Origin of the sequence: Gordonibacter sp. An230 (genome assembly GCF_002159915.1) — a bacterium.
GTDB lineage: Bacteria > Actinomycetota > Coriobacteriia > Coriobacteriales > Eggerthellaceae > Rubneribacter.
The window spans coordinates 38,920-63,502 of record NZ_NFJP01000004.1 but is presented as its reverse complement, the minus strand read 5'-3'; the positions used below and the strand labels follow the sequence as shown (position 1 = coordinate 63,502).

Below are 24,583 nucleotides of genomic sequence, written 5' to 3'. Positions count from 1 at the left end.
TCATTCCTCTTTGTAGACGAGGCAGAACGCTCCGATCTGGACGATGTCGCCGGATGCGAGCTTTCGGCTCTCAACGCTGTCGTTGTTCACCCATACGCCGTTGAAGGAGTTGTCGTCGCGAATGACGTAACCGCCCTCGTCGGGCTCCACCGTGGCATGAGAGCGCGACACGGTCATGTCGTTCAGGAACACATCGCATTGCGGGCTGCGTCCGATGGACAGAGGAGCGTCGCCGAGCTGGAACGTCACGCCGGAGGACGGACCGCGCACCACGTGGAGAACGGCGCGCGCCTGCGGTGCAGCGTCCACGGAAGGCGGGGCGTCTTCGAGCGCTACGGGTTCGAAGCGCTGCGTTGCGCCGAGCAGCTTGAAACCGCACTGAGGACAGACGGCGGCGTCGGGATCGACTGTATTGTTGCATACGGGGCAGAGCGTGGTCATGGCGTATCCTCTCTTGGGGCCGCTCATTCGGCGGTCTTGTCGATGACGAGCGGTGTCTCGTTCAACGTGACGGACTGAGCTGACTGGGGCTGGCCCGAGAAGCCGCGGAACAACCGGTCCCACCAGATGCCCACGCCTTCGAAGAAGTCGGGCGCGTCGAGATCTTCGCACGCAACGAGGTCGAGCGTGGCGATCTCCTCGTTGCGTTGCTTGAACGTGATCGTGCCCACCTTGTCGCCTGCGCGCACGTCACCGTCGAGCTTCTCGAAGGACGTGGTCTGGCTCACGTTGCCGTTGAGGTCGAAGATGTCGATCGACGCGCTCGGGTCGGACAGCGTTGCGTTCACGGTCTTGTCGATCCAACCCTCATGGGCAACCTTGGCGACGACGGGAACCTCCATGCCTTCATACATCGTCGTCTCGGGGCTGTTGGCCAAAGGATAGGATACAAGGTGCCCGTAAACCCACTCGCACAGTGTTTTGGCGTCCTCGAAACGCTGAGCCTCCGAGGACGAATGGATGACGATGGCGTACAGCTCGCGATCACCGTTGTCGGCGGCGCCTGCGAACGAAGGGCCTGCCAGGGCGGTAAAGCCGGTCTTGACGCCGATGGCGTGCTCGTAAACGTCGAGGAAGCCATCGGTGGACTCCAGATGGATAGTCGTTTCCGCACCGCCGCGCGTCACAGCGATGTCGGTGCTGCCGCCAGCCACGATGGAGCGGAACAGGTCGTTTTTCATCGCATGGCGGACCACGGTTGCCACGTCCGCCGCCGTGCTGTGAAGATCGCCTGCATACTGGTCGTAATCAAGTCCGTGAGGATTCTCATAGACGGTGTCGGTGCAGCCAAGCTCCGCCGCTTTCGCGTTCATCCGCTCGACGAACGGCTCCACGCCGCCTCCCACCGCTTCGGCGATGGCTACGGCCGCATCGTTTCCGGACGGCACGAGCAGCGCCTTGAGCGCCGTTTCCAGATCCATGACGTCTCCAGCCTGCAGCCCTGCCGACGACTCCCCCACTGCCGCAGCGGCTTCGGACACGAAGACAGGCGCGTCGAGCGACGTTTCGCCCGCATCCACCGCGTCGAGCGCCACGACGGCGGTCATGATCTTGGTGATGGAGGCGATCTGCGTGGGGCTTTCGGCGTTGCGCTCGAAATACACGGTGCCGTTCTCGTCCATCACGAGTGCGTACTCGGCGTCGATGCTGGGGCATTGCGCCACGGACAGCCCTCTCGCGTCGACGGTCTGTCCCAAGACGACATCGGCCTTGCGCACGTCTGCGAAGGCGTTTCGGGAGAGGGGAAGGCACAGGGAGAAAGCAAGGACGAGCGCGAGGGCGCACGTTGCAAAGGACGTGCCGACCGTCTTCGCGCATAGGCGTCGCGACGGCGATCCGATATGTCCGCGCATGCTAGTCAATGCGGTAGAGGTCCGCGGCCCGAACGGGTTCGAAGCCCGCTTCGGCGAGCTTGGACTCGACGCTCTCTCCCCCGTCGATCTTAAGAACGTCAATCGCGGAATCCGCGCTCACTGAGAAGCAGTAGCCGTACTCGACGTTGACGCCCCGGTCATCCAGGCTTTCGAGCAAGGAGGCCAAGCCGCCCGGAGCGTTCGGCACGCGTACGGCCAAAACCGGCGTCACCGTTGCACGGTAACCGGCCTCTCGAAGAGCCTTGGCGGCAGCTTCGGGCGTGTCGCACAACATGCGGGCGACGCCGAAATCGGCCGTATCCGCCAGATTGAGCGCATGCAAGTTGATGCCGGCCTCCGAAACGACGCGGCAAGCAGCCGCGAGGCGGCCCTTCTCGTTCTCCAGGAACACGGTCAGCTGCGAGATCATGGGCTACCTTCCCTCCCTCAGGTCGATGACGCGCTTCGCTTTGCCCTCGCTGCGGGCGATGGTCTTCGGCTCGACGATCTTGACCTCCACCGATACCTGCAGGTTGCTCTTCAGCTCCACGCCCAGGCGGCGCTTCAGATCCTCGATCTTGCGCACCTCGTCGATGGGGAAGTCGGGGACCGTCTCCACCTGCAGCTCCACGTGGTCGAGGGGTCCTCGCGTGGTGAGGACGATCTGGTAGTGCGTGGCGATCTCCGGGAAGCCGGTGATGACCTGCTCGATCTGCGAGGGGAACACGTTCACGCCGCGGATGATGAGCATGTCGTCGGTGCGGCCGCGCAGCTGGTCGATCTTGCGGTGCGTGCGCCCGCACGCGCACGGCTCGGAGATGATGCGGGTGACGTCGCGCGTGCGGTAGCGCACGAGCGGGCAGCACTCGCGGGTGAGCGTGGTGATGACGAGCTCGCCCCACTCGCCGTCGGGCACGGGCGCAAGCGTCTCGGGGTCGAGGATCTCGCAGTAGAAGTGGTCCTCGGCCACGTGCAGGCCGGCGCGCTCCGCGCACTCCATGGCCACGCCGGGGCCCATGATCTCGGAGAGGCCGTACACGTCGCAGTACTGGATGCCCAGCTTCGAGGCTATCTCCTCGCGCATGTTGTCCGACGCAGGCTCGGCGCCGAAGATGCCGCCGGAGATCTTGAACTCGGTGGCCGGGTCGTAGCCCATCTCGATGGCGGTGTCCGCGATGAGCAGGGCGTAGGAGGGCGTGCAGGCCAGGATGTCCGTGCCGCAGTCCTTCATCATCTGCACCTGGCGGCGCGTGTTGCCCGAGGAGGTGGGGATGACCGAGCAGCCCATGGCCTCGCCGCCGGCGTGCGCGCCCAAGCCGCCTGTGAACAGGCCGTAGCCGTAGGACACCTGGATGGTGGAGTTCTCGTCGCCGCCCACCATGGCGATGCCGCGGGCGAAGCAGTCGCCCCAGTTCTTGAGGTCGGACGCCGTGTGGCCCACCACCGTGGCCTGGCCCGTCGTGCCGGAGGACGCGTGGATGCGCGCCACGTCCTTCTGCCCCACGGCGAACAGCCCGAACGGGTAGGCGTCGCGCATGTCCTGCTTCACGACGAACGGGAGGCGCTCCAAGTCCTCGAGGGTCTGCAGGTCGTCGGGGGTGACGCCCGCCTCCTTGAAGGACTGCTGGTAGAACGCCACGTTGTCATAGGCGTGGCGGACGCTCTGCTTCATGCGCTCGAGCTGGAGCTCTCGCAGCTGCTCGCGCGGCATGGTTTCGATGTCTGGCTGGTAGTACACCTCGCAAATCACCTCTCATCGTTCGAACATCGGGCGGATGACTCTGCTCGCCCGTTGCTGCATAGTGTAGCGGTTGCCGAGCCGACTGGGCGAAAAACGCGCCAAAAGAGCGTTCTGCGGTGCAAGGCGGCGCCCCATCCGTCCTTTCGTGCGGCTCTAGCCCTCCGCTTCAGAGCGGAGGGCGGCACGGATGCGCAAGAGGGCCGTGCGCGCATAGTAGATTGTGGTGGCAAGTGCGAGCGCGAGGCCTGCGTACACGAACCAGATGCTCCACGAGCACGCTTGCTCGTTCAAGCCCGGAAGCCAAGAGGCATCAACGATGCCGAGGCCCGGCACGAGCGGCCAGTTCAGGAGCAGTCCGGCGAATCCGACGAACAGCAGCGTCGTGGCCACCTTGCCCGGGAACACGACAGGCACGCGCACATGGTAGCGCTTGAGTGCAATAGCGCCCCCTATGAGCAGGAGCAGATCTCGAACGAGCACGACGAAGATGATCCACAGGGGCAGCCGTCCTGCCAAGAACAAGCCCGTCACCCCGGCTATCATGAGGATGCGGTCAACAGCGGGGTCGAGCAGCTGCCCGAGGCGCGACACCGCGTTCGTGCGGCGTGCGATCTGGCCGTCGACCCAATCCGTGCCTGCGGCGATCGCGAACAAAAGCGTGGCCGCGAGGTCGTGGCCGTCGAGCAAAAGCACGAGAAACACGGGGACAAGGCACAGCCTGACGGCCGAGATGACGTTCGGCAAGGTGAGGATGCGGTCGCTTACCTGCTGGGAACCGTCCTTCGAACCGTTGCCGCGCATCGTCCACCAGCCTCCTTTTCCACGCATGCCCTCGCGCGAAGGCCGGATCCGCGGATCCGGCCTTCGCGCGAGCCTATTCGTCCATTCTAGCAGGTTTCCCCATCGCATTCGCCCCGTTTCGCCGCTCGACAGCTTCTCCATCGGCCTCCCCTGCTGGCGCGGCCATGCTCGAGGGGGGCGTTTCAGACGGCAGGGGCCCCGCTCGAAAGGCGGGGCCCCTGTATGATTCTAAGCTGTCTTCTCGGCTTTCGGCACGTCGAACGTGTCGGTGCGCTTCTTTGTGGCCGGGGGCGCGTAGCTGGGTTCCATGGACAAGCAGGATTTCGGACACTCGCGCACGCAACTGCCGCATTGCACGCAGCGGAAGCGGTCGATCTTCCAGGCACGGGCGGCTTTGTCCACCTCGATCGCCCCGCAAGGGCAGCGCCTTTGGCAGATGCCGCACAGGATGCAGGCGGTCACGTCGTTGCTCACGTGGCCTTTGAGCCCAGGCGGAGGCGTCTTGGTCTGAGAAGGGTATTGGATCGTCTCGGGTTCCTTGAACAGGCCTCCGAGCGTCATCTTCCCGAGTTTGAATCCTCCCATGGTCCTCCTACCTTTCCGTGCAGCTGATGCAGGGGTCGATGGTGAGCACGATCATGTTGACGTCGGCCAGGTCGCAACCCGACAGCGCTGTGGTCATGCCCGCCAGGTTCTGCGAGGTGGGGGTGCGCATGCGCATGCGCTCGAGGTTCTTCGTGCCGTTTCCGCGCGCGTAGTAGTAGCATTCGCCGCGCGGTTGCTCTACGAGATTGGCCGCCTCGGCACCGTCGGCGGGCGACCCCTTGACGCTCACGGCGATGTCTCCGGAGGGAAGCTGCGCGATCATCTCCTCAATGATGTCGATGGACTGCAGGACTTCGAGGGCGCGCACTTTGACGCGAGCGTAGCAATCGCCCTGGGTGTCGAGCACGGGCTTGAAGTCGGAGAGGCGTCCGTATCCGCCGTTGCCGAGCATGCGCACGTCGTAATTCACGTTAGACGCGCGGGCGAACGGCCCCACCATGCTCATGGAGAGGGCGTCCTCGTGGCTGACGAAGCCCACGCCCACGGTTCGGTTCTTGACCGAGGTGTCTTTGAGGAAGGCGTTCATGATCTGGCTGTAGTCGTCTTTGATGCCCTCGAGGACGCGCTTGATCTCGGCGAGCTGGCCCTCGTCGATGTCGCGGACCACGCCGCCCACCTTCACGACGCTGAAGATGACGCGTCCGCCCGTGGTCTTCTCGAAGATGTCGAGCACGCGCTCGCGCAGTCGCCAACAGTGCATGAACAGGCTCTCGAATCCGAACGCGTCGGCGGCCAGCCCCATCCACAAGATGTGAGAGTGCACGCGGGACAGCTCATGCCATATGACGCGTAGGCATTCGGCGCGCTCGGGGATCTCGACGCCCATGAGCCGCTCCACCGTCTCGGCGTAGCCCATGGAATGGCCGAAGGCGCAGATGCCGCAGATGCGCTCGGCCACGTAGATGAACTGGTTGTAGTCGCGCGTCTCCACGAGCTTCTCGAGGCCGCGATGAACGAAGCCGATCTGCGGGATGGCTTCGACGACTGTTTCGTCCTCGACCACGAGATCGAGATGCAAAGGTTCGGGCAGCACCGGGTGCTGCGGGCCGAACGGGATGACGGTCGCCTTCCCCATGCTACTCACCTTCCTTTTCGGTCGCGCTCGGTTCGCGCCTGGCCTTGGCTTCCATGGCGGCTCGCACTTTGGCGGCTTTCTCGGGATCCATGCCGGCAAGCTTCTTTTCGAGCTCGGCGTTCCCTGCGGCAGTTTCGGAGGCCTTCTTTGCCTTCGCGGCGAGCGCGGCTTTCACACGTGCGACTTTCTCTGGATCGACGCCGGCCAGGCGCGCGTCGAGATCGTCGCTCCCTGAGGGCTCGATGGGCCCGCGCGGCTTGCCCGGATGCGCATCAGGATGCCCTGCCAGGTACTCGGCCTGCGCCGCGCGAGCAGCGGGCTGGCGCTCCTTGGCCGCTTTTGCGGCGGCGAGCTTCCTCGCCTTCTCACGTGCCGCCTTCTGCTCGGGCGATATGATGGTCATGGGCTCCTTCTGCGCGAGCGCGTAGAAGTTCCCGCCGAAGTCGATGGCGATGTCGGAGATGCTTACGCCGAACAGGTCGTGAACCTCGTTCTCGAACACGAACGCCGCTAGGAACTGATCGGTGATGCTGGGCACCACCGTGCTCGGGCCCACGCCCTTTATCTCGTGGTTAGTCAGCACCCCGTCTCTCATGAATGTGTAGATGAGATCGACGCCCTCCTCGGCGTTCACTGCGAGCAGCTGCACGAAGCGCGCGCCCTCGGCTTTCTTCTCGGCGGCGAGCGCGGGCAACTCCTCGATACAGAGAGGGACGAACTCCGTTTCCAGCGTCATATCCTACGCCCCCTTCCTCTGCGCCTGCAGGGCCTTCGATTTCTCCTCCAGTATGCCGAGCGCCTCGACCACCGCGTCGATGATGGCTTCGGGGCGCACGGCGCAGCCCGGCGCATACACGTCGACGGGGATGGCCTGGTCGACACCGCCTATCACGTTGTAGCAGTCATGGAAGATGCCGCCAGAGCATGCGCAGATGCCGCATGCCACGACCACCTTCGGTTCGACCATCTGGTTGTATATCTCCTGCACCACCTTGATGTTCTGCTCGTTCACGCTGCCGGTGACGAGGAATATGTCGGCGTGCTTGGGATTGCCCGTGTTCACGATGCCAAAACGTTCGACATCGTAGCCTGGGCACAGCGCTGCGAGCACTTCGATGTCGCAGCCGTTGCAGCTCGAGGCGTCGTAATGGATGACCCACGGTGATTTGGTCGCATACGTCATGGGAGAGCTCCTTTGTTTACATCAGGTAGGGGGCGTACGCAAGCGCGGCGATGTTCACGCCGCCCGCAACGAGGGCCACCACCCATGCGGATTTGAGCAGCGCCTGCCATTTCACACGCGCGAAGTTGTTGTCGATCCAGATTTCCAGGAAGTACACGAGCACGGCAACAAGAACGGCCACGAGCGCCGATACCGGAGAGCCCCAGATGAAGAACAGGGCCGTCCAACCAAGGAACAGGATATTTTCGCACCAGTGCATAACCTCGACCTTCGCGAGCGTGCGTCCGCTCATCTCGGTGGTGATTCCCTTGACGATCTCCTGGTGCGCGTGGTGCGAATAGGACAGGTCGAAAGGCGACTTTCGCAGCTTGATGGTCAGCACGAACAGAAAGCCCAAAAACGCCGGCCAGGCGACGACGACCGCAGGGGCCCCGAGTGCGAAAGCGCCTGCGACGTCGAAAGTGCCCGAGGCCATGAAAAACGTCACGGCCATGAGCAGCACCATGGGCTCGTACGCCATGACCTGCAACGTCTCGCGCATCGCGCCGATCTCCGCATAAGGCGAGCGTGTGGAGTATGCAGCCACGATGAAGAACAGTCCCGACAGCGTGACGACGAACACGCTCATGAGAAGATTCCCGCCGCTGAAGAAGATGCCGCCGGCGATGAGGGTGAACACGAGAGCGCACGTGACGTAGGCGCCTTCGGCGGAGTTCACCGACACGTTGTCCTTCTCGATGAGCTTGCGCACATCGTAGTAGGGCTGCAAAAGCGGAGGGCCCACGCGACCCTGCATGCGTGCTGACACCTTGCGGTCAAGCCCGGCGAGCAGACAACCCAGAACCGGCGCCAACACGGCGAAGGCGAGGGTGCCGATGAGGACGGAAAGCAACGACATGTCGTACCACACCCTTTCCTAAAACAATCCCGGCACAGACACGGCTGCGGCCGCGAGAGCCACGATGATGACGGCCGAGCAGCATGCTGTTCCGATCGGCGCGATACGCCGCTCTCCGAACACGTCCTCGAGGTACCAGTTGCGGGCCGAGGCCGTCGAGGTGCCTGAAAGCGAGTTCCGGAACGTGCGCTCACCGTTATCGCGGCTCACTCCCGCAAGATAGATGTCCACCTTGCGGGCCTTCGTGCGACCGAGGCCCGCGAACAGCACAACGATGACCGCGATCGACAGGACGGACGAGATCCACAGGTTGGAGAAGGAGATGTCCTGCCCGAGCATCCCGTAGACGCTGTAAACGTAGGGCTCCACCGCGAACCACGAGATGACGGGAAGCCCCGCGCAGCACAGTATGACGAGAACGGCCATGACCATGACCGCCGTCCATTCGCTCGTGTGAACGTCGTGCTCCACGTTCTCGCGGGCGGCGGCGATGCCGGAGAGCTTTCCGAGCCATTTCGCCCAGAACATGAACGTGGCTGCCGAACCGAACGCAAGGACTATGATGAGCATCACCTGCCCCATCTCGGCGAAGGAAACGAGGGTGGCCCACTTAGCCACGAGCATGCCGAACGGCGCGATGAACATGCACAGGATGCCGAGCATCATGAAGCGCGAGAGGCGAGGCATGCGCTCGAAGAGCAGATCCATGTCCTCGATGTCTCGACTGCCGATGTGGTGCTCGGCCGTGCCGACGCAAAGGAACAGGAGCGACTTCGCGATGGCATGGAACAGGATGAGGAACGCCGCCGCCCAGACGGCTTCGGGGGTGCCGACGCCGGCGCAGGCGACGATCAGGCCGAGATTGGCGATGGTCGAGTACGCGAGCACGCGCTTGGCGTTCGACTGGGAGATCGCCATGAACGAGCAGAGCGCGAACGTGATGCCTCCCACGAGCACCGTCATGATGGAGGGCATGGCCGCAAGCAGCCCACCCTGCGAGGCGAAGGCGCCAGCGTACATGATGGGAGAGAGTTTCACGAGCAGGAACACGCCGGCTTTCACCATGGTTGACGAGTGCAGAAGCGCCGAGGTGGGCGTCGGCGCCACCATGGCGCCGAGCAGCCACGTGTGGAACGGCATCTGGGCGGCCTTCGTGAGGCCGGCGAGAGCAAGCGCTGTGACCGGCAGCGCGACGAGAGCCGGATTCATGATGCCGATTTGGAGAAACTCGACCAGCGACAGCGTGCCCAGCTGGATGGCGCAAGCGTACAGGGCGACGAGGAAGGCGATGCCGCCGATCAGGTTCATGATGATCTGGCGAAAGGCGTTTCTGACAGCCTCCTCTGTGCGGGTGTAGCCGATGAGCAGGAACGAGCAGACCGTGGTGACCTCCCAGCCGGTGAACAGCCACACCATGTTGTTCGAGAAGACGATGAGGAACATTGCCGAGAGGAAAGCGAACATGAGGGCGAAGAACGTCGGGCGTCGGTCTTTCGCGCCCTCTGGCTCGTGGGCTTGGAAATCCTCCATATACCCGAGGGCGTACACGCAGATACCCGATCCGACGACACCGATGATGAACGCCATGAGCAGCGACAGAGAATCGAGGTAGAGCCCTTGCTCGACGGGCAAGCTGTGGGCGAAGGCGAACTCGAACGCAAGCGAGCCAACCACTTGCACAACGGCGAGCACGCAGGCCGGCACGTTCTTGTAGCGGATGCCGAAGAACAGGATGGCCGCGGCGACGAGCACGCTCACGATCGTGCAGGCGTAGTCGACCACAGGCGAATGGAAGTCAAACGAGATCCATGGAGCGCTCAGGTAGGAGACGACCAGCCACACGGATGCGACCCCGACCACAAGTGCGGAGACCGCGACGACGACGTTTCTCGCACGGTTGTCGCGCACCGCGAGCAGCACGCCCGCCACGACAAGCGGGAAGAGGATCAAAAAGCCAAGCAGGGCCACGGGGCTTCCTCCTTCATCCTATCCGATGCCGATGTACAGAAGGCGACCAGACGTCGCCCGCTCATGTACTCTATCAGAGAAGAGGGGCCGGTCCGGCGGCTGGAGGGAGGCGGGGGATATTGCTCGGTAAAAGGGGGCGAAAGGCCTTTCGCCCGCTCAGGGCAACCGTTTGCCGGCGCGTTCTCCCGAAGAGCGCTCGTCGGATTCCGCAGCGAGCCTGATGCGACCGAGGCGGCGCCATTCTGCTGCGAGGAATCCTGAGACGATGAGCGTCGAGGTGATATCTGAAAGGGATGGAGCGAGCCATACGCTCTCGAGCGGCGTGACGGGCAGCAGATGCGGAAGCGCGATCGGGCAAACCAACAGCAAGGGAATGAGGAACAGGATCTGGCGCGTGAGCGTGAGAACCGTGGCCTTGACCGCCTGCCCTGTGGCGTCGAAATAGTTCGATCCGATGATTTGGACGGGCAGGATGGGGATGAACATGAGGTATAGCACGAGGGCCCACGCCGTCTCGTCCAGGTACCGCTCCGGCAGTCCGAAGAGGTGCGCATACATGTCGGGCGCAAAGACGACCGTGGCCCACAGGGGCGTGGTGACGACCACGCCGAGAACGATTGCCTGCACGAGGGCGCGCTTCATCCGCCGGAAGCTGCGTGCGCCGTAGTTGTACCCGATGATAGGCTGGGCGCCCATGGCAATGCCCATGGACGGCATGAACGTGAACATGCCCACGGCCGAAAGCACCCGCATGATGGCGAGCGCCCCGTCCGAACCGAGATCATCCGCCGAGCCGTACGAGACGAGCAGGTTATTGATGATCATCGACGAGACGGCCCAGCCGAGTTCCGCAACCGCCGGAGCCATGCCGAGGGCGCAGATGCGCAAGGCCATCCGAGGCCGGAAGGAGCGCAGGGGCCCAACGAGCGGCAAAGGCGAGTCCTTTTTGAGGAAGAACTGCATGACGAACGCCGCCGATACGCCCCAGGAGCACACGGTGGCTAGGCCAGCGCCGCGCATACCGCCGTCGAGCACCACGATGAACAGGTATCCGAGCACCACGTTCGAAGCGGTTCCGACGAGCATGGATCCGAGCGCGCGGTTGGGCCTTCCCGCCGTGCGGATGAAGTTGTTCATACCGAAGGAGATGAACTGAAGAGGGCAGCCTGCGATGATCACCGCCATGAAGTCGAGTGCGAGCGGCAGCACGGCGCCGTCGGCGCCAGAGCAGCGCAAAACGGGCTCGAGGGTAAGCGGTGCGGCTGCCCACAGCAGCGCCGCAGCGCCGAGCAAGAGGACCAGGCTCGTGCCCATCACGCGCTCGGCCACGTCCTTCCTGCGCTCCCCCAGCTTGATGGCCGCGAGCGCGTTGCCGCCCACGCCCACGAGCATGGCCACGGCCACGAGCGCCGTCATCGTGGGATTCGCCACCGTGGTGGCGGCCAAGCCATCAGCGCCCACTGCGTGGCCCACGTACACGGCGTCTATCACGTTGTAGAGCATCTGCACGAGGACGCCCGCCACAGCCGGGACGGAGAATTCGAGCAGCAGCTTGAAAGTGCCTTCGGTTCCCATCCGGTCGATGTCGCTTCGCCGCGTTTCGCCGCGCGAGGCCTCGTACGACGATGCGCGTTTCGAACCCGCTTCGGACTCAAGGGAAAAGTGTCTGCCATTGCGCTCCATGAACGCCAGTATACGAACGCCTCGATAAACAGGCAACATAAAATCGCGAACCCGCAAGCCGGCGCGAATGGCGGCGGCGAGTGGCGCCTCGGGTCGGTCGAGCTTTCCCGCATTTCTGGAGTCGCCGAGGCCGATCCCGCGTGAGCGAGGCGGATCTCTTCGTCGGAACCCCTTCGGACATCGAATGCGGCGGCCCCTTCGCGGAAAAAGATGCTCGGGGCTCTTTGGACGGCGCCCCATGGAAAACGGCCGGAGCAACGCTCCGGCCGTGAGCGCGAGCTCGCCTTCGGAGCGGCGATGGCTCGCATGAGCCGCATCTTGCGGGAATTCGGCGAGAGCGGCAAGGAGGTGCGAAGGGCCTTTGAAAAAGCACGGCAGCGCCGTCGTCCCAGCCCCTTCCGTCTCGGACGACGGCGCTTTCGCGCTATGCTCGCCTGCCCGTGAGCAGGTTGATGGCCCCTATGAGGATAACCGAGCCGACGAGGGCGACCACGAACGACCACAAATTGAAACCGGTGAACCCTTCCGCCCCGATGATGCTCATGACAAAACCGCCGATAAGCGCTCCCACGATACCCGTCACGATGTTCTTGACGAGGCTGCCGTCGGTTTTCATTATCATATTCGCTATCCAGCCTGCCAACCCTCCGATAACGATCCATACGATTATGCTCATGGCGATCTCCTTTCCGGATGCTTGGGCTTGACGCTGAAAGCATAGGCGAGGCCTTTCTTTTGGAGCCGCCGGAAGGATGCGCCGTATACGTTTCGTGGCCCACGTGTTTCGCGAAGGTGGGAGGGGGACCGCTCCCCCTCCCCGCCCTTTCCGCGATGCGGGACCCGTCACGCTCGATGGCGCTCGGAGAATCCGATGCTTTGCCAAGGGGCCGATGCGCTCGCGACTCTCGCGCTGCGCCCGCGGTGCGGATGCCGCCGGCCTCGCCCTCCGCGTCGGCCACGGCCGGAGTCTAAAGCATGTCGAGCGAAGGATGCAGAGGGAGGATGCGATCCCCCTCCTTTTTTTTCTCTCTCCGCATCCTTCGCGACCCTTCTGCGCCTTTCATCATGCTCGCTCGGCGAACGGCTCCCTTCCCCCTGCGTCTTTTTCCGGATGCGCTTCGCAGGCGTAGGTCTCGTAATGGTCGATGAGCTCTTGGCGCGTTCTGACCCCCGCTTTGTCGTACACGCGCCTGAGATACGAGCTCACCGTCCCAGGGGAGAGGTACATCTCTTCGGCGATCCTTTGCCGGTTGCGGCCGTGTAGGGTGAGGGCGAGCACCTTCGCCTCCTGGGAGGAGAGCCCGAGCTTCTGCGAGTATCGCAGGATCACGGACTCCTGGAACGGCTCGGCGGCGACTATGTCTGTCGAGGACGAATCAGATGGGGGATTTCGCCGCGCGGAGAGGAACACGAGCACGAAGACGAAGACGGATTCGCACGCGGCGATCAGCACCGCCGTTCCGAACACGAGAGCGTTCTCGACGTGGGCATCGGAGAGGGCGACGGCTATGGGGACGCCCAGGATGTTGCCGACGAGCAAGGATGCCTGTCCGAGCAAGAACAGCATGACCGGGTGGCTTCCCAGCTCGCGGGACACCACGAGCGAGCAAACGAGCATCGCGATCTCGATGCTCGAACGACAGTAAGCGTTGGCCGCGACGGTGGCGCTGGCCGGCGTGAGGGCTATGACGGCCGCAGCCAAGGCGAGGATCGCCAGCGGCGAAAGGACGAGAGGCTGCGACCATCCCAGAACCCCCTTTCGCGTTTTCTCGTGCATGCCGATGGCTATGGCGAGCGCCACGAGGATGAGCGACAGCATGAGGGCGAAAAGATTGTACAGGGAAAGCACCTTTTCTTCGGGATCGACGAAGCGGGAAAGGCCGCACAGAATCCCCACGAAAAGGCTGATCGCGAAAATGCTGGCAAGCGCTTTGGCAAGAGCGCTCCGGGAGGCGCGAGGCGACGAAGGAACGCCCGTGAGCAGCTTTCCGTGGGCTGCGATCGTCGCAAGGCAGTTGAACGCGGCGAGCAAGGCGAGCAGGGCCCAGCGGTGCTGGGGCACAAACGACGCAGCGATCGCCGACAGCAGGAACGTGAACGCCAAGACAAAGGGAAGGGCCTTCAGAAAATCGCTCGTGCAAACCTGGGAGAACACGCTGAACCAGCCGAGCAGCAGCCCTGTCGACGCGAGGCGCAGGGCGATCCGGACGACGAGCCCGCCTCCACTGTCGAGAGGCAGCGCGCTTTCCGCCGCCGTCGCGCCGATGGCGACCAAGGTCATACAGACCATGTAGAGGGAGAAGACCCTCCGTCCCGACAAAAGCGTTTGAAGCGGCAGGTGGGCGAACACGAGAGCCAGCAGCAGGACGACGGCGACAACGCCGGAAACATACGAGGCGGGCGATGTCAAGACGTACTGAGATGTGGGAAGGTCGTACAAAAGGGGTTTGTAGTACGCGATGAAAAGCCAGACCGTAAAGAACCCGACGCCGCAGAGGCAGGGCGCCGTATTGCCCCGAACCGAAACGACAGACATCTCCCTCCCCCTCGTTTTCTCTCTCTCGCTTGATGACGAAGCCTCTATGCTTTCGATTGCCAGAATCCCCTTTGACCGTCGAGTATACCCCCACTCAGCCCTGATCTGACAGAAAACAGGCGCCCTACGGTGCCGAACAGGAAAACTCGCACGCCATGATGGCATACATGCGTTCTGTTTCCAATAAGAGAGCGCTCGGGATGGCATACAGGATGGGGGTTCCGAGCGTAATCTCGCTCCATCAGCCGCCCTTGCGGCCGTCTGGCTCAGGACAGCCGTCCAGAGCGGCTTGCGTCTAGCACGACGAGAAGGAGGAATGCATGCCGAGCACAACGATGTCGAGAAGGAGTTTTTTGCAGCTTGCGGCAATCACGGCCTCGGCGGCGACCGTGGCGGGCGCCGCATCCGAGCCGTTGCAGGCTCTGGCCGAAGTGGAGGAGGGATCTTCGAACGAAGTGAAGCGCATCCGCACCGCGTGTCGCGGATGCGGCAAGATGGAGTGCGGGGTCTGGGTCACCGTCGAGAACGGCCGCGCCGTCAAGGTGGAAGGCGACGAGAGCGCACGTCAGTCGAACGGCAACTGCTGCGGCAAATCGCAAGCCTCCATCCAGGCGGCCTACCATCCAGACCGCCTGAAATACCCCATGAAGCGCACGAACCCGAAAGGCGGGGATCCCGGTTGGCAGCGCATCACGTGGGATGAGGCGTACGACGCGGTCTATCAGGGGCTGAGCAACCTGTACGAGAAGTACGGCAACACCACGTTCACGTTCATGACCGGAACGAGCCGCATGTGGGGCATGTCCGCTCCCGGCTACATGCAGCTCGTCGATGGCATAAACGACGTCGGCGCCGCGCAGATCTGCAAGGGACCGCGTCGCGAGGCGGGCGCCCTCACCATCGAGAACGGCATCCATTTCCAGGCGTTGGTGGACCGTCCGCAGGTTCTGGTCCAGTGGGGAACCGACCAGACGCAGTCGAACTACGACGACTCGTGCCGCACGACCGTCGAAGCGCTCACGCGTGCCCAGACCTTCATCTCCGTCGACCCTCGCAAGTCGAACATGGGCAAGGAGGCGGATTACCATTTGGCGCTGCGTCCCGGCACGGATGGAGCGCTTCTCATGGCGTGGACCAGGATCGTGATGGAAGAGGAGCTCTATGACGACCTGCTCGTGAAACGTTGGTCGAACGCGCCCTTCCTTCACGTCGAGGAGCTTGAGCCGAGCGGCTGGATCGGCGTTTCGGGCAACGTCTCCCCTGCGTTCGAGGTGAAGACGCGCCTGCTCAAGGAATCCGACATCAAAGAGGGCGGAGACCCCAAGAAGTTCATGGTGTGGGACAACCTGCACGACAGGCTCACCTACTTCGATGCGAACGAGGAGGGCGAGCATGCCGGTATGTGGGAAGGGCAGACCGAGCACGACATCTCGACCACCGGCTTCGAGTACGAGCCGACCGGAGGCTGGGTCCCCGACCCGATGCCCTTCCCGGTCGACATCGACCCGGCGCTCTGGGGCGAGTTCGACGTGACGCTCAAGGACGGACGGACCGTGAAGGCGAAGCCCGTCTTCCAGAAGTACTGGGACGAGTGCGTCAACGAGATGACCCTGGAGAAGGCGGCCGAGATCTGCGACGTGCCCGCGGAGACGATCTACGATGCGTGCAAAGCGTGGGCGACGCGCGTCGATCCGCGTCGCGGAAACGGCGGCCTGAACACTCAGCTAGCCCCCGAGCAGGTCGGTCGTGCCATCCAGAACTTCCGCACCGCGTACATCCTTGCGTTCATGACCGACAACTACGACACGCCCGGCGGCAACCGCGGCGTGACGAACTCGACGGTTGCCGCCGGCGGCTGCGCCGCTCCGGCGAAGACCCCGCCCTCCACCGAGCCGAACCTGACGACGCGTGCGAAGATCGTCGGCGGCGACAAGTTTCCGGTGACGAAATGGTGGAACAACTGGGTGGACCAGACGTCTGTGTGGGACGCCTGCCACACGGGAGAGCCCTACCCCATCAAGGGCTGCGTCTGCTCGGCCGCGAACTTCATGTGCCAGAGCAACGCCGCCTACGCGTGGGAGGCGCTGCAGCAGATGGAGTTCACGTTCTACATCGATCTTTGGCCCATCGCCGGCGCGCAGCTGGCCGACATCCTGGTGCCGACGCGCCATTGGCTTGAGATCCCCGGCTTCCCGCGCGCCTCCCAAGGCGCGTCCGGCGCGGTCGGCGCCAACGTCAACTGCATCGATCCGCCTGCGGAAACGGGCTTCGAGCCGGAGATCCTGTGCAACATCTACAAAAGGTTCGGCGTTCCTTTCTACGACACGAAGGACGGCGGGGATGCATGGGATCGCCCGATAGAGGCGTTCCTCGACAACGCGGTCAGCAGCATGGGCATGACCTGGAAGGAGTACGTCGACGAGTTCGAGAAGAACGGTTGGTGGGACGCCAAGAAGCTCTACCCCGAACGCTGGGGCACCTACCGGCGCTACCAGATGGGCTACCTGCGGGGCAGCGGCTCGGTCGAGGGCAACCTGCCGGGCATGGAGACGCCGACGATGAAGGCGGAATTCTGGTCCACCATACTCGAAAGCATCATCGACAGCGAAGAGCTTCCGCATTACGAGGAGCCGCCGATGTCCCCGGTGTCAACGCCCGAGCTCTATGAGGAGTACCCCTTCAACATGACAACCGGCCGCCGCATTCCCGTCTACTTCCATTCGGAGCATCGCCAGCTTCCCTGGTGCCGCGAGCTGTGGCCTGTGCCGCGCATGGAGATCAATCCCGAAGATGCGTACGAATTGGAAATCGAACAGGGCGACTGGTGCTGGATCGAGTCGAAGTGGGGCAAAGTGCGGCAGACCGCCGACTTGTGCTACGGAGTGAAGAGGGGGGTCATCAACTGCGAGCACACCTGGTGGTATCCGGAGTTGGAGCAGGCGGACAAAGGCTTCAAGCTCTCGGGGATCAACTGTCTTGTCAACAAGGACGCGCAGGATCCCATATGCGGTTCCAGCCAGCTGCGAGCCTACCCGGTGAAAGTCTACAAAGCGACTCCGGAGAACAGCCCGTTCGGCAACCCGGTGCCGTGCGGCGACGACGGCACGGAGATCATTCACACCTGCGACGATCCGCGCCTGAAGGAGTGGCTGCCGGTCTACGAGGGAAGGGAGGAATAATATGGCTCGGTATGCGATCATCACCGACTTGAACCGCTGCACCGGATGCCTTGCATGCAGCGTGGCGTGCAAGGTCGTGAACAACGTGCCCATCGGAAACTACTGGAACAAGGTTATGCGCATCGGACCGAATCCGAAGTGGGAAGGCGCGCAGAACCCGGATGTCGAGCTCTACTTCCTGCCGGTGACCTGCCAGCACTGCGCCGACCCCGAGTGCGTGAAGGTGTGCCCCACGGGCGCCTCGCGCAAGCTCGAGGACGGCACTGTGCAGGTGGACAAGTCCAAGTGCATCGGCTGCCAGTTCTGCGCCATGGCCTGCCCCTACAACGTGCGCTACCTCAACGAGGAGGAGGGCGTGGTGGAGAAGTGCACCCTCTGCGAGCAGAAGGTCGCCCAGGGCGAGCTCCCGCAGTGCGTGGCCCAGTGCGGCGGGCGTGCCCGCTGGTTCGGGGACTTGGACGAGGGGATCGAATCTTTCGAGGCGCCAGCGGACTGGATAGCCCTCGAAGAGGATCTCCCTTACGGGTCGGAGCGGCCTTACGAGGCCGTGACCGCCGGAAGGGTGAGGCTTTCCGACTTCGTCGACGAGTTCACCGAGTCCGACGTGCATCATTTGACCGACGTGGGCAACAAGCCGAGCTGCGCTTACATCTTGCGCGGCAAGACCTGGCAGGGAAGGGAGTAACCATGGAGCTCCAATGGCCTCTGATTATCTTCACGGTGCTGCTCGCGTGGAGTTGCGGCGTGTTCGCAACCCAGGGCGTGCTTGCCCTCAAAGGCGAGGGCAAGGAGATCCAGATGCCCGCGCTCATCACCTCGGTGGTCCTGTTGGCCGTGTCCGGCATCGCCGTCTTCTTCCACCTGCAGCACTGGGAGCGCATTTTCAACGGCTTCGGTCACATCACCTCCGGCATCACGCAGGAGCTGATCGTGATCGTGGTATTCGCGGTGGTGGCCGTGGCGTACTTTGCCATGTTGCGCAAGAGCGAGGACGGTGCGACCGTGCCATCGTGGCTGGCCGTCGCCGCCATCGTTGTCAGCGTGGTTCTCGCGGTCGTGTCGGCGCATAGCTACATGATGGCTGCGCGCCCGGCATGGGACACCTTCGCGTGGCCCCTCGCCATGCTGTTCGGCGGAGGCGCTGCGGGCGCTCTCACGGTCATGGCCATGCTCTCCGCCAAAGGTGGCGGATCCGCGATTGGCGGCCTGCTCGCCACCGCGTTGACGGCCGTTTCTGCTGTTGCCGCTGTCGCTCTCGTAGCGGTGTGGCAATTCTCCTCCGGTGCCTTCGAGGACGTTGGGTACCATTTCGACCCGACGGCCCCGACAAGCCCCCTCGTCGACATCGCAGCCGAAACCAACGTCCTTTCAGGGGATCTGGCGCCCTTGGTCTGGCTCGGCATCGTGGCCGTGGGCGCGCTCGCTCCCGTCGTCTGCGCGGTCCTTGCCAGGAAGAAGGGCGGCAAGAGCTGGCTTGCCCTGGGCTCTGCCGGCGCGGCGTGCGCGGTCCTCGGCGCCGTGTGCCTGCGTGTGGCCTTCTACGAGCTTGGCCTCTCCGTGTTCATGCTCTACTAGGGTTTCGGCCGCGCCGCGTTTTCGACCGGCGCGGCCGAACCGGTGCAGCTCTTCCTTTTCCATCGGCTGAACTGCTCGGAGCCCCCTCCGACGCCGGCCTTCCCTCAGTGAGAGCCCCTTGGCGGGAGTGGCTCGCCTCCCCCAACCCCCTTGCAAACAGCGAGCCACTCCGTCAAGGGGCTCTCACGCTCGTCCTGCTATGCCGCAGAAAGGGGCTCCACTGTCCAGCCGCGCCAACGACAAGCGGACGGCCGACATGGCGACGAGAAAGGCGGACGAGCCCTTCTCGTCAGTGCGACCGCCTTGGTCGAAGCGCTCGCGAAGGAGCGCGGTCGAATGCCGACCTGGCAAAGAGGCGCGTTTAAAGGCGGCGAGGCGAAGAGCTGCGGGGAACCCCTCCGCGGGATCTGCGGGGCTGGGAAGGGGGTTCGAAGGGCTTTCGCGTCCGTGGTTGCCCCGAAAGCTCCCGCACGGAACGTCGAGGCGAACCGGGCCGTGGTTGGGATGGGGGTTGCAAGGTGTTGGCGAAGCGCGTGGCCTCGGTGTCCCGACCCGAGGGACAGCAGGGGCGCCGGCGGCTGGCGCCCTTCACGGCCCGCAGAAGCTGACGACGTACCGAGCGGGGTCGAGCAGGGCGATGGGGCGGACCTTCTCGGCGAAGCGGCGGTAGAAGTCCGCCAGCTCCCCTCGGTGCACCACCCCCGCTCCGCGACGGCCCGCGCCAGCGGCGGCACGTCGTCGGCCTCCGCACGGCCCGAATCCAGCGCCTCCGCCGCGCGCAGGGCGCGCCCCCGCGCTTTGGCGAGCGCCCCCACCTCGTCGAAACTCTCCTCCAGGTTCCATTCGAGGGCCGCCTCCCGCATTCCTCCGCCCGGCATTGCGGTCGCCTCGTCGCGGGCGCGGTTCTCGGGGAGGCCCGGATCGAACAGCGCGTCGGGCAAGCCCACGCGGCCTGCGGCGTGGAGGGCGTCCTCGCGAAGGCGGACCGCCAGATGGACCGGCTGGATGGGATCATGGACGATCTGGAGAGGCGGAAGAAGACCGCCTTCGGGAGGACGAGGGGGCGCGGGCGGCGATGACCGCCGTCGGGCGGGATCGCCATCGGCGCCCTCGGCGGGCGGCGTGGCTGCCGAGGGCGCCGCTCCGAAGCTTTACGCGGCGTGGCGCATGCCCAGCCCCGAAACCTCCCCTATGCACGCGCCGATCGACTCCTCCAGCACCGCCGGCTCGGCAGACGCGCGCCATGCGGCGTAGAAGGCCGAGGCAACGTCGGTGCCCCAGGGCATGCCGCCCGTCTCGGCGGGCCGCGCCCCGTCGTAGTTGCGCCGCAGCCTCGTCTTGCGCCAGCCCCACTCGCCGTCCTCGCCCCGCGCGTACTTCTCCCCGCGCTCTATCTGGCGGAACAGCAGGTCGAGCGGGGTGCTCCTGGACATGAAGTCGGCGTCGCTGTCGTACTTGCCCCTCATGAGGCCCATCGATATCACCGCGACCATCCCGCAGGGCGAGTAGCTCTCCTCCTCGAACCAGTCCCTCAGAAGCGCCGCCGACGCCACCAGGAGCCTGCGGCAGCTCTCGGCCAGCCGCGCGTCGCCCCTGTCGCGCAGGACGTTGCCGGACAGCCGTCCGGCGAACTCCAGCAGCTCCTCGTCGGTGCGCACCCGGCCCATGGGGTTGCGCCCGCAGCATCCGTCGGTCCTTGCGGCGGTTCCAGCCATCATGCCATCCTCCTGTCGAAGCCGTCTTCGTCCCCTACTTGGTCGCCCCGCAGCCGGAGCACTTGTACCCGGTGACGACCGTCTCGTCCCAGGCGTCTTTGACAAGCACCTGCTCATCCCACGCCTCGCTCACCAGCACGGTTTCGTCCCAGGCTTCCTGCACTACAACGCTGGTATTATGAGCACCAGCCGTCGCACATATAGTATTATTAATGATCGCATCTTTGCTATGTTGGGTATAAGATGCAGCATCTGGGAACATACTTCCACATCCATTACACACGATCCGCCCCTCTTTCACCGCATCATGGTGGATCGTGTCGTACACGGCGTCGTGGTGCACGGTCTTGTACTCCGCCTCGTGGTGCACCGTCTCGGTCTGGGCCACCCAGCTATGGGCGTGGGACGGGGTGGAGGGTCCCTCGTCGGGCTTGGAGGGAGGGTCGGACGGCGCGGTGGAGGTCCCCCCGCCGTTGGGGTTCGACGGGTTCTCCACGCTGGGGGCGGATGGTTCGGACGTCACCTCGCCGGCGCTGCCCGGCACGGAGGGTCGGCCGACCGCCTCCTCCCGCACGGACTGGGCGCCCTCCTTGCCCGCCTCCTCAAGCTCGTCGGCTGCGGCCTCCAGCTGCTCCTTGGTCATGTCCTCCACGGCCAGAGGCTCCAGATCCTCCGACACCGCCACGGATCGCCCATCCGGCCCGACCTCGAACGCCGTCGGCTGCTCGGGCAGCCTGTAGGTGGAGCCGTCCCCGTTCACCGGGGCCTGGACCACCCGCAGGGAGTACGGCCCCTCGGGCAGCTCCCCTATGGGCGCGGCCTCGTTGGGGGCGACCTCCACCGCCCCGATCACCGCCAGGCCGTCCTTCCCCAGCACCTCCGCCACGGCCTTGGTGGACTCGGGACCCGCGCCTTCGGCCTTGACCGTCGCCTCGACCCGGGCCAGGACGGCATCCGCCTCCTGGGACGTGGACGAGGGGCCGGAACCGCCCGTCTCCTGGGGCTGGGAGGAGGCCAGCCAGACCCCCGCCCCCACCGCTGCGACCAGCACGGCGGCGCACACGATGGCGATGGCGGCGCGGCGCTTAGTCCACCATGCGCATGTCAGGAACGCGGGACGCTTGCGGGCCTCGAAGCGCACTCCGACGCTTTCTTGCTCGCATCCGTCGCACGCCTCAACAACTTCAGAAGCATCCTTGGTCACAGACTCCTCTTCCGCTCCTATCATGGCTCCTCCGTTTCAAAGTAGATTAATACGTCTACCTCCTAAAGATTGTAGCGCATATCGTATCCCTATGGATGAAGACTTCTTAAAGATGCTTGGCTCGCGCATACGAGAGCGCCGCCTAGCGCAACGTTTATCGCAGGATAAGCTCGCGCTGATGATCGGCAGCTCGAAGGGCAAGGCGTACATCTCACGCATTGAATTGGGAAAATGCAACATAAGCATTGTGGTTCTTCATCGCATAGCCAAGGCTCTGGATGCGAAAGTTAAAGACCTCATCGATTTCTAAGAACAAGGTTCGGCTGCCTCGCATCATGATCTTCGGCGATTTCCCATAGCTCGCTTTTGCATATTCGTATCAGACGAGAAGCTTGGCGTTTTCCCGACATATCCCACTGTCTCCATGCTTTAATCGATTAGAGCAGACCATCTGTCTCCATGGCAAGTGAGATTGGGTATCTGCCGCAAACTCCGTATCGAACATACCGGACGACGAGCATAAGCAAGGACAAATTGGCATTCAGAGCGATTTAGGTTTGCGACCTCCGCCGTTTATCGATAAACGCAAGCCGTTCGACCATTAGACAATAATTAGACAACGCCACTTCGCAATTACCCCGAAAAGCAAAGCAGGTCGGAAGCGTTTTCAGCTTCCGACCTGCTAGTTTTGCTGGTCGGGTTGACAGGATTTGAACCTGCGACCCCTTGACCCCCAGTCAAGTGCGCTACCAAACTGCGCCACAACCCGTTATCGCATTTGATCGGCTGAAAGCCTCTCAAACAGCGCAGATTATAATAACCGTAACCCAACCGTTTTGCAAGATGCTATTTTGAGCGGATTTCCCCGTCCGCCTCCTCCACGCTTTGAAGCAGTTCCTCGCGGGTGTGCACGCCGATCTTTCGGTACACGGACTTCGTGTGCGCCTTGATGGTGTTTTCGGACACCACGAGGCGTTCGGCGATGGAGGCGATGGTCCTGCCGCGCACCAGCTCGACGAGCACTTCCTTTTCGCGCGCGCTCAAGCCGTACCGCTCGCTTGCCGTCTCGCACTGCCGCGCGATGGCTTGAAGCAGCGACCTCGTCCGTCCTTCGTCGGATTCCCCGCTATCGCCTCCATCGCCGAACGCCTCGTGGCGTCCGAAAGGGGCAAGCGGCGCAAGATACTCGAACGAGTACTCTTCCTCGTCAAGACAGTTTATGCGAAACAGGCTGTAGGAACGGTTGCTGAGCAGCATGATCCCCAGAGTGAACAGCGCGTACGTGACGCCGAGCACGGCCAGGGCAGACGTTTGAGGGCCGAACAAGCGTTCCATGCCGCCCATCGCCGAGCCCGACAGGAGGCCGGCGACGTTTGCGAGCATCGCCCCCGAGAACAGGCGCGTGGGGTTTTCACCGGTGGCGGCGGCGATGGGCCCGAGGGCGAGGTACACCATGGCGAGGAACAGATAGTAGCCCGTGTACAGAAAACTCGGCACCGCGAACGCGATTCCTCCATCGCCCAGCAGGTGCGCGAGCATGGCGGCGCTCAGAAGGAAGAGCACGAAGCCGGGCACGAGAAGCACGTTGCGCCGCTCCGCGACCGACTCCGCCAACGCGATGGCGACGAGGGCCACTGCGGCCACGGCGAGCACGGCGGGCCAGGTGGTGGCGCTGGCGAGCACATCCTGCAAGCCGGCGGTGTTGCGCAGGTAGTTGTAAGGGATGGAGAACACGGCGATGCAGACGAAGAGCAGCGCGGGCGACTTCCGCTTCGCCACAGTGCGGGCCCGCCACGTGTTCGACGACTCTTTCAACAGGTCGCGAGCGTGCAAGATGCAACCGAGCGATGCAAAGGGCAGCAGGGCGAACACCGTCGCCGACAGCGCCAAGGGCAGCAGCGTCTCCACCAGGTAGAGCGCCACGGCCAAGGCCGCCGCTGCCAGCGTCACGAGCAGCTGCTCGCCTTTGGGATTGAGGTACTTGTACAACTCGCCCCACATGACGATCATCGGCGCGGCCCCAAATGCAACGGACGCGTTTCCCAGGTAGTTGCACGCCGGAGAGCGCAAAGCCAGGTTGCCGACCACGAGCAGGGCCACGCCCGCGGCGAGCGAGACGGTCGCGAACACGATGACGCCCCGATGCTCCATGAGCGGGGCGAGCCTTCGCGACGACAGGAACGTCGTCAGGAAAACCGATAGCGTACACACCGAGTTGACGAGCCAGGCGCTCCCGGGTTCCACCTCCGCTTGAGCGCCCAGCACCGTCTCCAAGAATGTGACCGAATGGAGGAAGCCCCACTGCAACGCCATGCCCGCCAGCGCCAGCAAGATGCCGCGGGCATGTCCCGCGCTGTACACCACGGCCTCTCCCGCCGCTTCGACGGCGCGCGAGCGCCTGTTCGCTCCGACTTTTGTTCGCTTGGACATGCCCTCCCCTTTCGTCCGCTCCCCGTGCGGTACGCCGATCATACCGCGTTGCACGTCCTTCTTCCTTACCCGCAGCGGGTAATTTTCGAGTGGAGGCGTGAGAAATTCACCTTCGACGGGTACTAGGCCGTCCGGA

Annotated in this window: 21 protein-coding genes and 1 tRNA gene; 4 read left to right on the top strand and 18 right to left on the bottom strand. The window is 63.9% G+C overall.

Annotated features, from left to right (window positions below):
- The 14 genes from B5F40_RS03235 to B5F40_RS03170 all read right to left on the bottom strand — a co-directional run bounded on the left by B5F40_RS03235 (position 1) and on the right by B5F40_RS03170 (position 14,344).
- Positions 1 to 441 carry an FHA domain-containing protein gene (locus tag B5F40_RS03235; protein WP_087192944.1) on the bottom strand — a complete coding sequence of 147 codons (441 nt, stop codon included), beginning with the start codon at positions 439 to 441 and terminating at the stop codon, positions 1 to 3.
- Between the two features lie 23 nt (positions 442 to 464).
- Positions 465 to 1,697 carry a D-alanyl-D-alanine carboxypeptidase family protein gene (locus B5F40_RS03230; protein ID WP_239442886.1) on the bottom strand — a complete coding sequence of 411 codons (1,233 nt, stop codon included), beginning with the start codon at positions 1,695 to 1,697 and terminating at the stop codon, positions 465 to 467.
- 157 nt (positions 1,698 to 1,854) lie between these two features.
- Positions 1,855 to 2,283, bottom strand: coding sequence for an amino acid-binding protein (locus B5F40_RS03225; RefSeq protein WP_087192942.1), 429 nt, complete (start codon positions 2,281 to 2,283; stop codon positions 1,855 to 1,857).
- 3 nt (positions 2,284 to 2,286) lie between these two features.
- Entirely contained in the window at positions 2,287 to 3,591 is a 1,305-nt protein-coding gene (locus B5F40_RS03220; protein ID WP_087193044.1) for a phenylacetate--CoA ligase family protein, read from the bottom strand.
- Between the two features lie 156 nt (positions 3,592 to 3,747).
- Complete coding sequence (locus B5F40_RS03215; protein WP_087192941.1) at positions 3,748 to 4,395, bottom strand: CDP-alcohol phosphatidyltransferase family protein; 648 nt, start codon at positions 4,393 to 4,395, stop codon at positions 3,748 to 3,750.
- A gap of 228 nt (positions 4,396 to 4,623) precedes the next feature.
- Complete coding sequence (locus B5F40_RS03210) at positions 4,624 to 4,980, bottom strand: 4Fe-4S dicluster domain-containing protein (RefSeq protein WP_087192940.1); 357 nt, start codon at positions 4,978 to 4,980, stop codon at positions 4,624 to 4,626.
- A gap of 7 nt (positions 4,981 to 4,987) precedes the next feature.
- Entirely contained in the window at positions 4,988 to 6,076 is a 1,089-nt protein-coding gene (locus B5F40_RS03205) for a hydrogenase large subunit (protein ID WP_087192939.1), read from the bottom strand.
- Position 6,077: 1 nt separating this feature from the next.
- Positions 6,078 to 6,812, bottom strand: a complete 735-nt coding sequence (locus tag B5F40_RS03200) for an NADH-quinone oxidoreductase subunit C (protein ID WP_087192938.1) — start codon at positions 6,810 to 6,812, stop codon at positions 6,078 to 6,080.
- 3 nt (positions 6,813 to 6,815) lie between these two features.
- Positions 6,816 to 7,259: an NADH-quinone oxidoreductase subunit B family protein gene (locus B5F40_RS03195; protein ID WP_087192937.1), complete on the bottom strand. Its 444-nt coding sequence runs from the start codon at positions 7,257 to 7,259 to the stop codon at positions 6,816 to 6,818.
- Positions 7,260 to 7,275: 16 nt separating this feature from the next.
- Positions 7,276 to 8,157 (bottom strand): complex I subunit 1 family protein, encoded by an 882-nt coding sequence (locus B5F40_RS03190; RefSeq protein WP_087192936.1) that lies wholly within the window; start codon positions 8,155 to 8,157, stop codon positions 7,276 to 7,278.
- 18 nt (positions 8,158 to 8,175) lie between these two features.
- Positions 8,176 to 10,125 (bottom strand): NADH-quinone oxidoreductase subunit 5 family protein, encoded by a 1,950-nt coding sequence (locus B5F40_RS03185; protein ID WP_087192935.1) that lies wholly within the window; start codon positions 10,123 to 10,125, stop codon positions 8,176 to 8,178.
- A gap of 156 nt (positions 10,126 to 10,281) precedes the next feature.
- Positions 10,282 to 11,700: an MATE family efflux transporter gene (locus B5F40_RS03180; RefSeq protein ID WP_239442885.1), complete on the bottom strand. Its 1,419-nt coding sequence runs from the start codon at positions 11,698 to 11,700 to the stop codon at positions 10,282 to 10,284.
- A 532-nt stretch (positions 11,701 to 12,232) separates the two neighbouring features.
- The gene (locus tag B5F40_RS03175) at positions 12,233 to 12,484 is read right to left on the bottom strand and encodes a GlsB/YeaQ/YmgE family stress response membrane protein (protein ID WP_087192933.1); all 252 of its coding nucleotides are present in this window, start codon (positions 12,482 to 12,484) and stop codon (positions 12,233 to 12,235) included.
- 387 nt (positions 12,485 to 12,871) lie between these two features.
- On the bottom strand, positions 12,872 to 14,344 hold the full coding sequence (locus tag B5F40_RS03170; protein WP_162610870.1) for a helix-turn-helix transcriptional regulator: 1,473 nt from the start codon (positions 14,342 to 14,344) through the stop codon (positions 12,872 to 12,874).
- A 320-nt stretch (positions 14,345 to 14,664) separates the two neighbouring features.
- On the opposite strand from B5F40_RS03170, the gene B5F40_RS03165 reads away from it, so the two are divergent.
- The 3 genes from B5F40_RS03165 to B5F40_RS03155 are packed head-to-tail and all read left to right on the top strand — an operon-like array spanning position 14,665 to position 19,098.
- Positions 14,665 to 17,523, top strand: coding sequence for a molybdopterin-containing oxidoreductase family protein (locus B5F40_RS03165; protein WP_087192931.1), 2,859 nt, complete (start codon positions 14,665 to 14,667; stop codon positions 17,521 to 17,523).
- 1 nt (position 17,524) lies between these two features.
- On the top strand, positions 17,525 to 18,208 hold the full coding sequence (locus B5F40_RS03160; RefSeq protein WP_087192930.1) for a 4Fe-4S dicluster domain-containing protein: 684 nt from the start codon (positions 17,525 to 17,527) through the stop codon (positions 18,206 to 18,208).
- A gap of 2 nt (positions 18,209 to 18,210) precedes the next feature.
- Complete coding sequence (locus tag B5F40_RS03155) at positions 18,211 to 19,098, top strand: dimethyl sulfoxide reductase anchor subunit family protein (RefSeq protein ID WP_087192929.1); 888 nt, start codon at positions 18,211 to 18,213, stop codon at positions 19,096 to 19,098.
- Between the two features lie 1,151 nt (positions 19,099 to 20,249).
- On the opposite strand, the gene B5F40_RS03150 is transcribed toward B5F40_RS03155, so the two are convergent.
- Together B5F40_RS03150 and B5F40_RS03145 are read right to left on the bottom strand one after the other, a co-directional pair.
- The gene (locus B5F40_RS03150; protein WP_087192928.1) at positions 20,250 to 20,816 is read right to left on the bottom strand and encodes a hypothetical protein; all 567 of its coding nucleotides are present in this window, start codon (positions 20,814 to 20,816) and stop codon (positions 20,250 to 20,252) included.
- A gap of 31 nt (positions 20,817 to 20,847) precedes the next feature.
- Positions 20,848 to 22,041: a hypothetical protein gene (locus tag B5F40_RS03145; protein WP_087192927.1), complete on the bottom strand. Its 1,194-nt coding sequence runs from the start codon at positions 22,039 to 22,041 to the stop codon at positions 20,848 to 20,850.
- 67 nt (positions 22,042 to 22,108) lie between these two features.
- On the opposite strand from B5F40_RS03145, the gene B5F40_RS03140 reads away from it, so the two are divergent.
- Positions 22,109 to 22,327 (top strand): helix-turn-helix domain-containing protein, encoded by a 219-nt coding sequence (locus B5F40_RS03140; protein ID WP_087192926.1) that lies wholly within the window; start codon positions 22,109 to 22,111, stop codon positions 22,325 to 22,327.
- Between the two features lie 382 nt (positions 22,328 to 22,709).
- Here B5F40_RS03140 and B5F40_RS03135 read toward each other — a convergent pair.
- Together B5F40_RS03135 and B5F40_RS03130 are read right to left on the bottom strand one after the other, a co-directional pair.
- Positions 22,710 to 22,786 (bottom strand) — tRNA-Pro (locus B5F40_RS03135).
- A gap of 77 nt (positions 22,787 to 22,863) precedes the next feature.
- Positions 22,864 to 24,447: a response regulator transcription factor gene (locus B5F40_RS03130; protein WP_162610869.1), complete on the bottom strand. Its 1,584-nt coding sequence runs from the start codon at positions 24,445 to 24,447 to the stop codon at positions 22,864 to 22,866.
- Between the last annotated feature and the right edge of the window lie 136 nt (positions 24,448 to 24,583).

Excerpts from the sequence above, each read along its gene's own strand:
- B5F40_RS03235 (WP_087192944.1), bottom strand. The coding sequence starts at position 441 with ATGACCACGCTCTGCCCCGTATGCAACAATACAGTCGATCCCGACGCC.
- B5F40_RS03225 (WP_087192942.1), bottom strand. The coding sequence starts at position 2,283 with ATGATCTCGCAGCTGACCGTGTTCCTGGAGAACGAGAAGGGCCGCCTC.
- B5F40_RS03215 (WP_087192941.1), bottom strand. The coding sequence starts at position 4,395 with ATGCGCGGCAACGGTTCGAAGGACGGTTCCCAGCAGGTAAGCGACCGC.
- B5F40_RS03210 (WP_087192940.1), bottom strand. The coding sequence starts at position 4,980 with ATGGGAGGATTCAAACTCGGGAAGATGACGCTCGGAGGCCTGTTCAAG.
- B5F40_RS03205 (WP_087192939.1), bottom strand. The coding sequence starts at position 6,076 with ATGGGGAAGGCGACCGTCATCCCGTTCGGCCCGCAGCACCCGGTGCTG.
- B5F40_RS03200 (WP_087192938.1), bottom strand. The coding sequence starts at position 6,812 with ATGACGCTGGAAACGGAGTTCGTCCCTCTCTGTATCGAGGAGTTGCCC.
- B5F40_RS03195 (WP_087192937.1), bottom strand. The coding sequence starts at position 7,259 with ATGACGTATGCGACCAAATCACCGTGGGTCATCCATTACGACGCCTCG.
- B5F40_RS03190 (WP_087192936.1), bottom strand. The coding sequence starts at position 8,157 with ATGTCGTTGCTTTCCGTCCTCATCGGCACCCTCGCCTTCGCCGTGTTG.
- B5F40_RS03180 (WP_239442885.1), bottom strand. The coding sequence starts at position 11,700 with ATGGGAACCGAAGGCACTTTCAAGCTGCTGCTCGAATTCTCCGTCCCG.
- B5F40_RS03175 (WP_087192933.1), bottom strand. The coding sequence starts at position 12,484 with ATGAGCATAATCGTATGGATCGTTATCGGAGGGTTGGCAGGCTGGATA.
- B5F40_RS03170 (WP_162610870.1), bottom strand. The coding sequence starts at position 14,344 with ATGTCTGTCGTTTCGGTTCGGGGCAATACGGCGCCCTGCCTCTGCGGC.
- B5F40_RS03165 (WP_087192931.1), top strand. The coding sequence starts at position 14,665 with ATGCCGAGCACAACGATGTCGAGAAGGAGTTTTTTGCAGCTTGCGGCA.
- B5F40_RS03160 (WP_087192930.1), top strand. The coding sequence starts at position 17,525 with ATGGCTCGGTATGCGATCATCACCGACTTGAACCGCTGCACCGGATGC.
- B5F40_RS03155 (WP_087192929.1), top strand. The coding sequence starts at position 18,211 with ATGGAGCTCCAATGGCCTCTGATTATCTTCACGGTGCTGCTCGCGTGG.
- B5F40_RS03150 (WP_087192928.1), bottom strand. The coding sequence starts at position 20,816 with ATGATGGCTGGAACCGCCGCAAGGACCGACGGATGCTGCGGGCGCAAC.
- B5F40_RS03145 (WP_087192927.1), bottom strand. The coding sequence starts at position 22,041 with ATGATAGGAGCGGAAGAGGAGTCTGTGACCAAGGATGCTTCTGAAGTT.
- B5F40_RS03140 (WP_087192926.1), top strand. The coding sequence starts at position 22,109 with ATGGATGAAGACTTCTTAAAGATGCTTGGCTCGCGCATACGAGAGCGC.
- B5F40_RS03130 (WP_162610869.1), bottom strand. The coding sequence starts at position 24,447 with ATGTCCAAGCGAACAAAAGTCGGAGCGAACAGGCGCTCGCGCGCCGTC.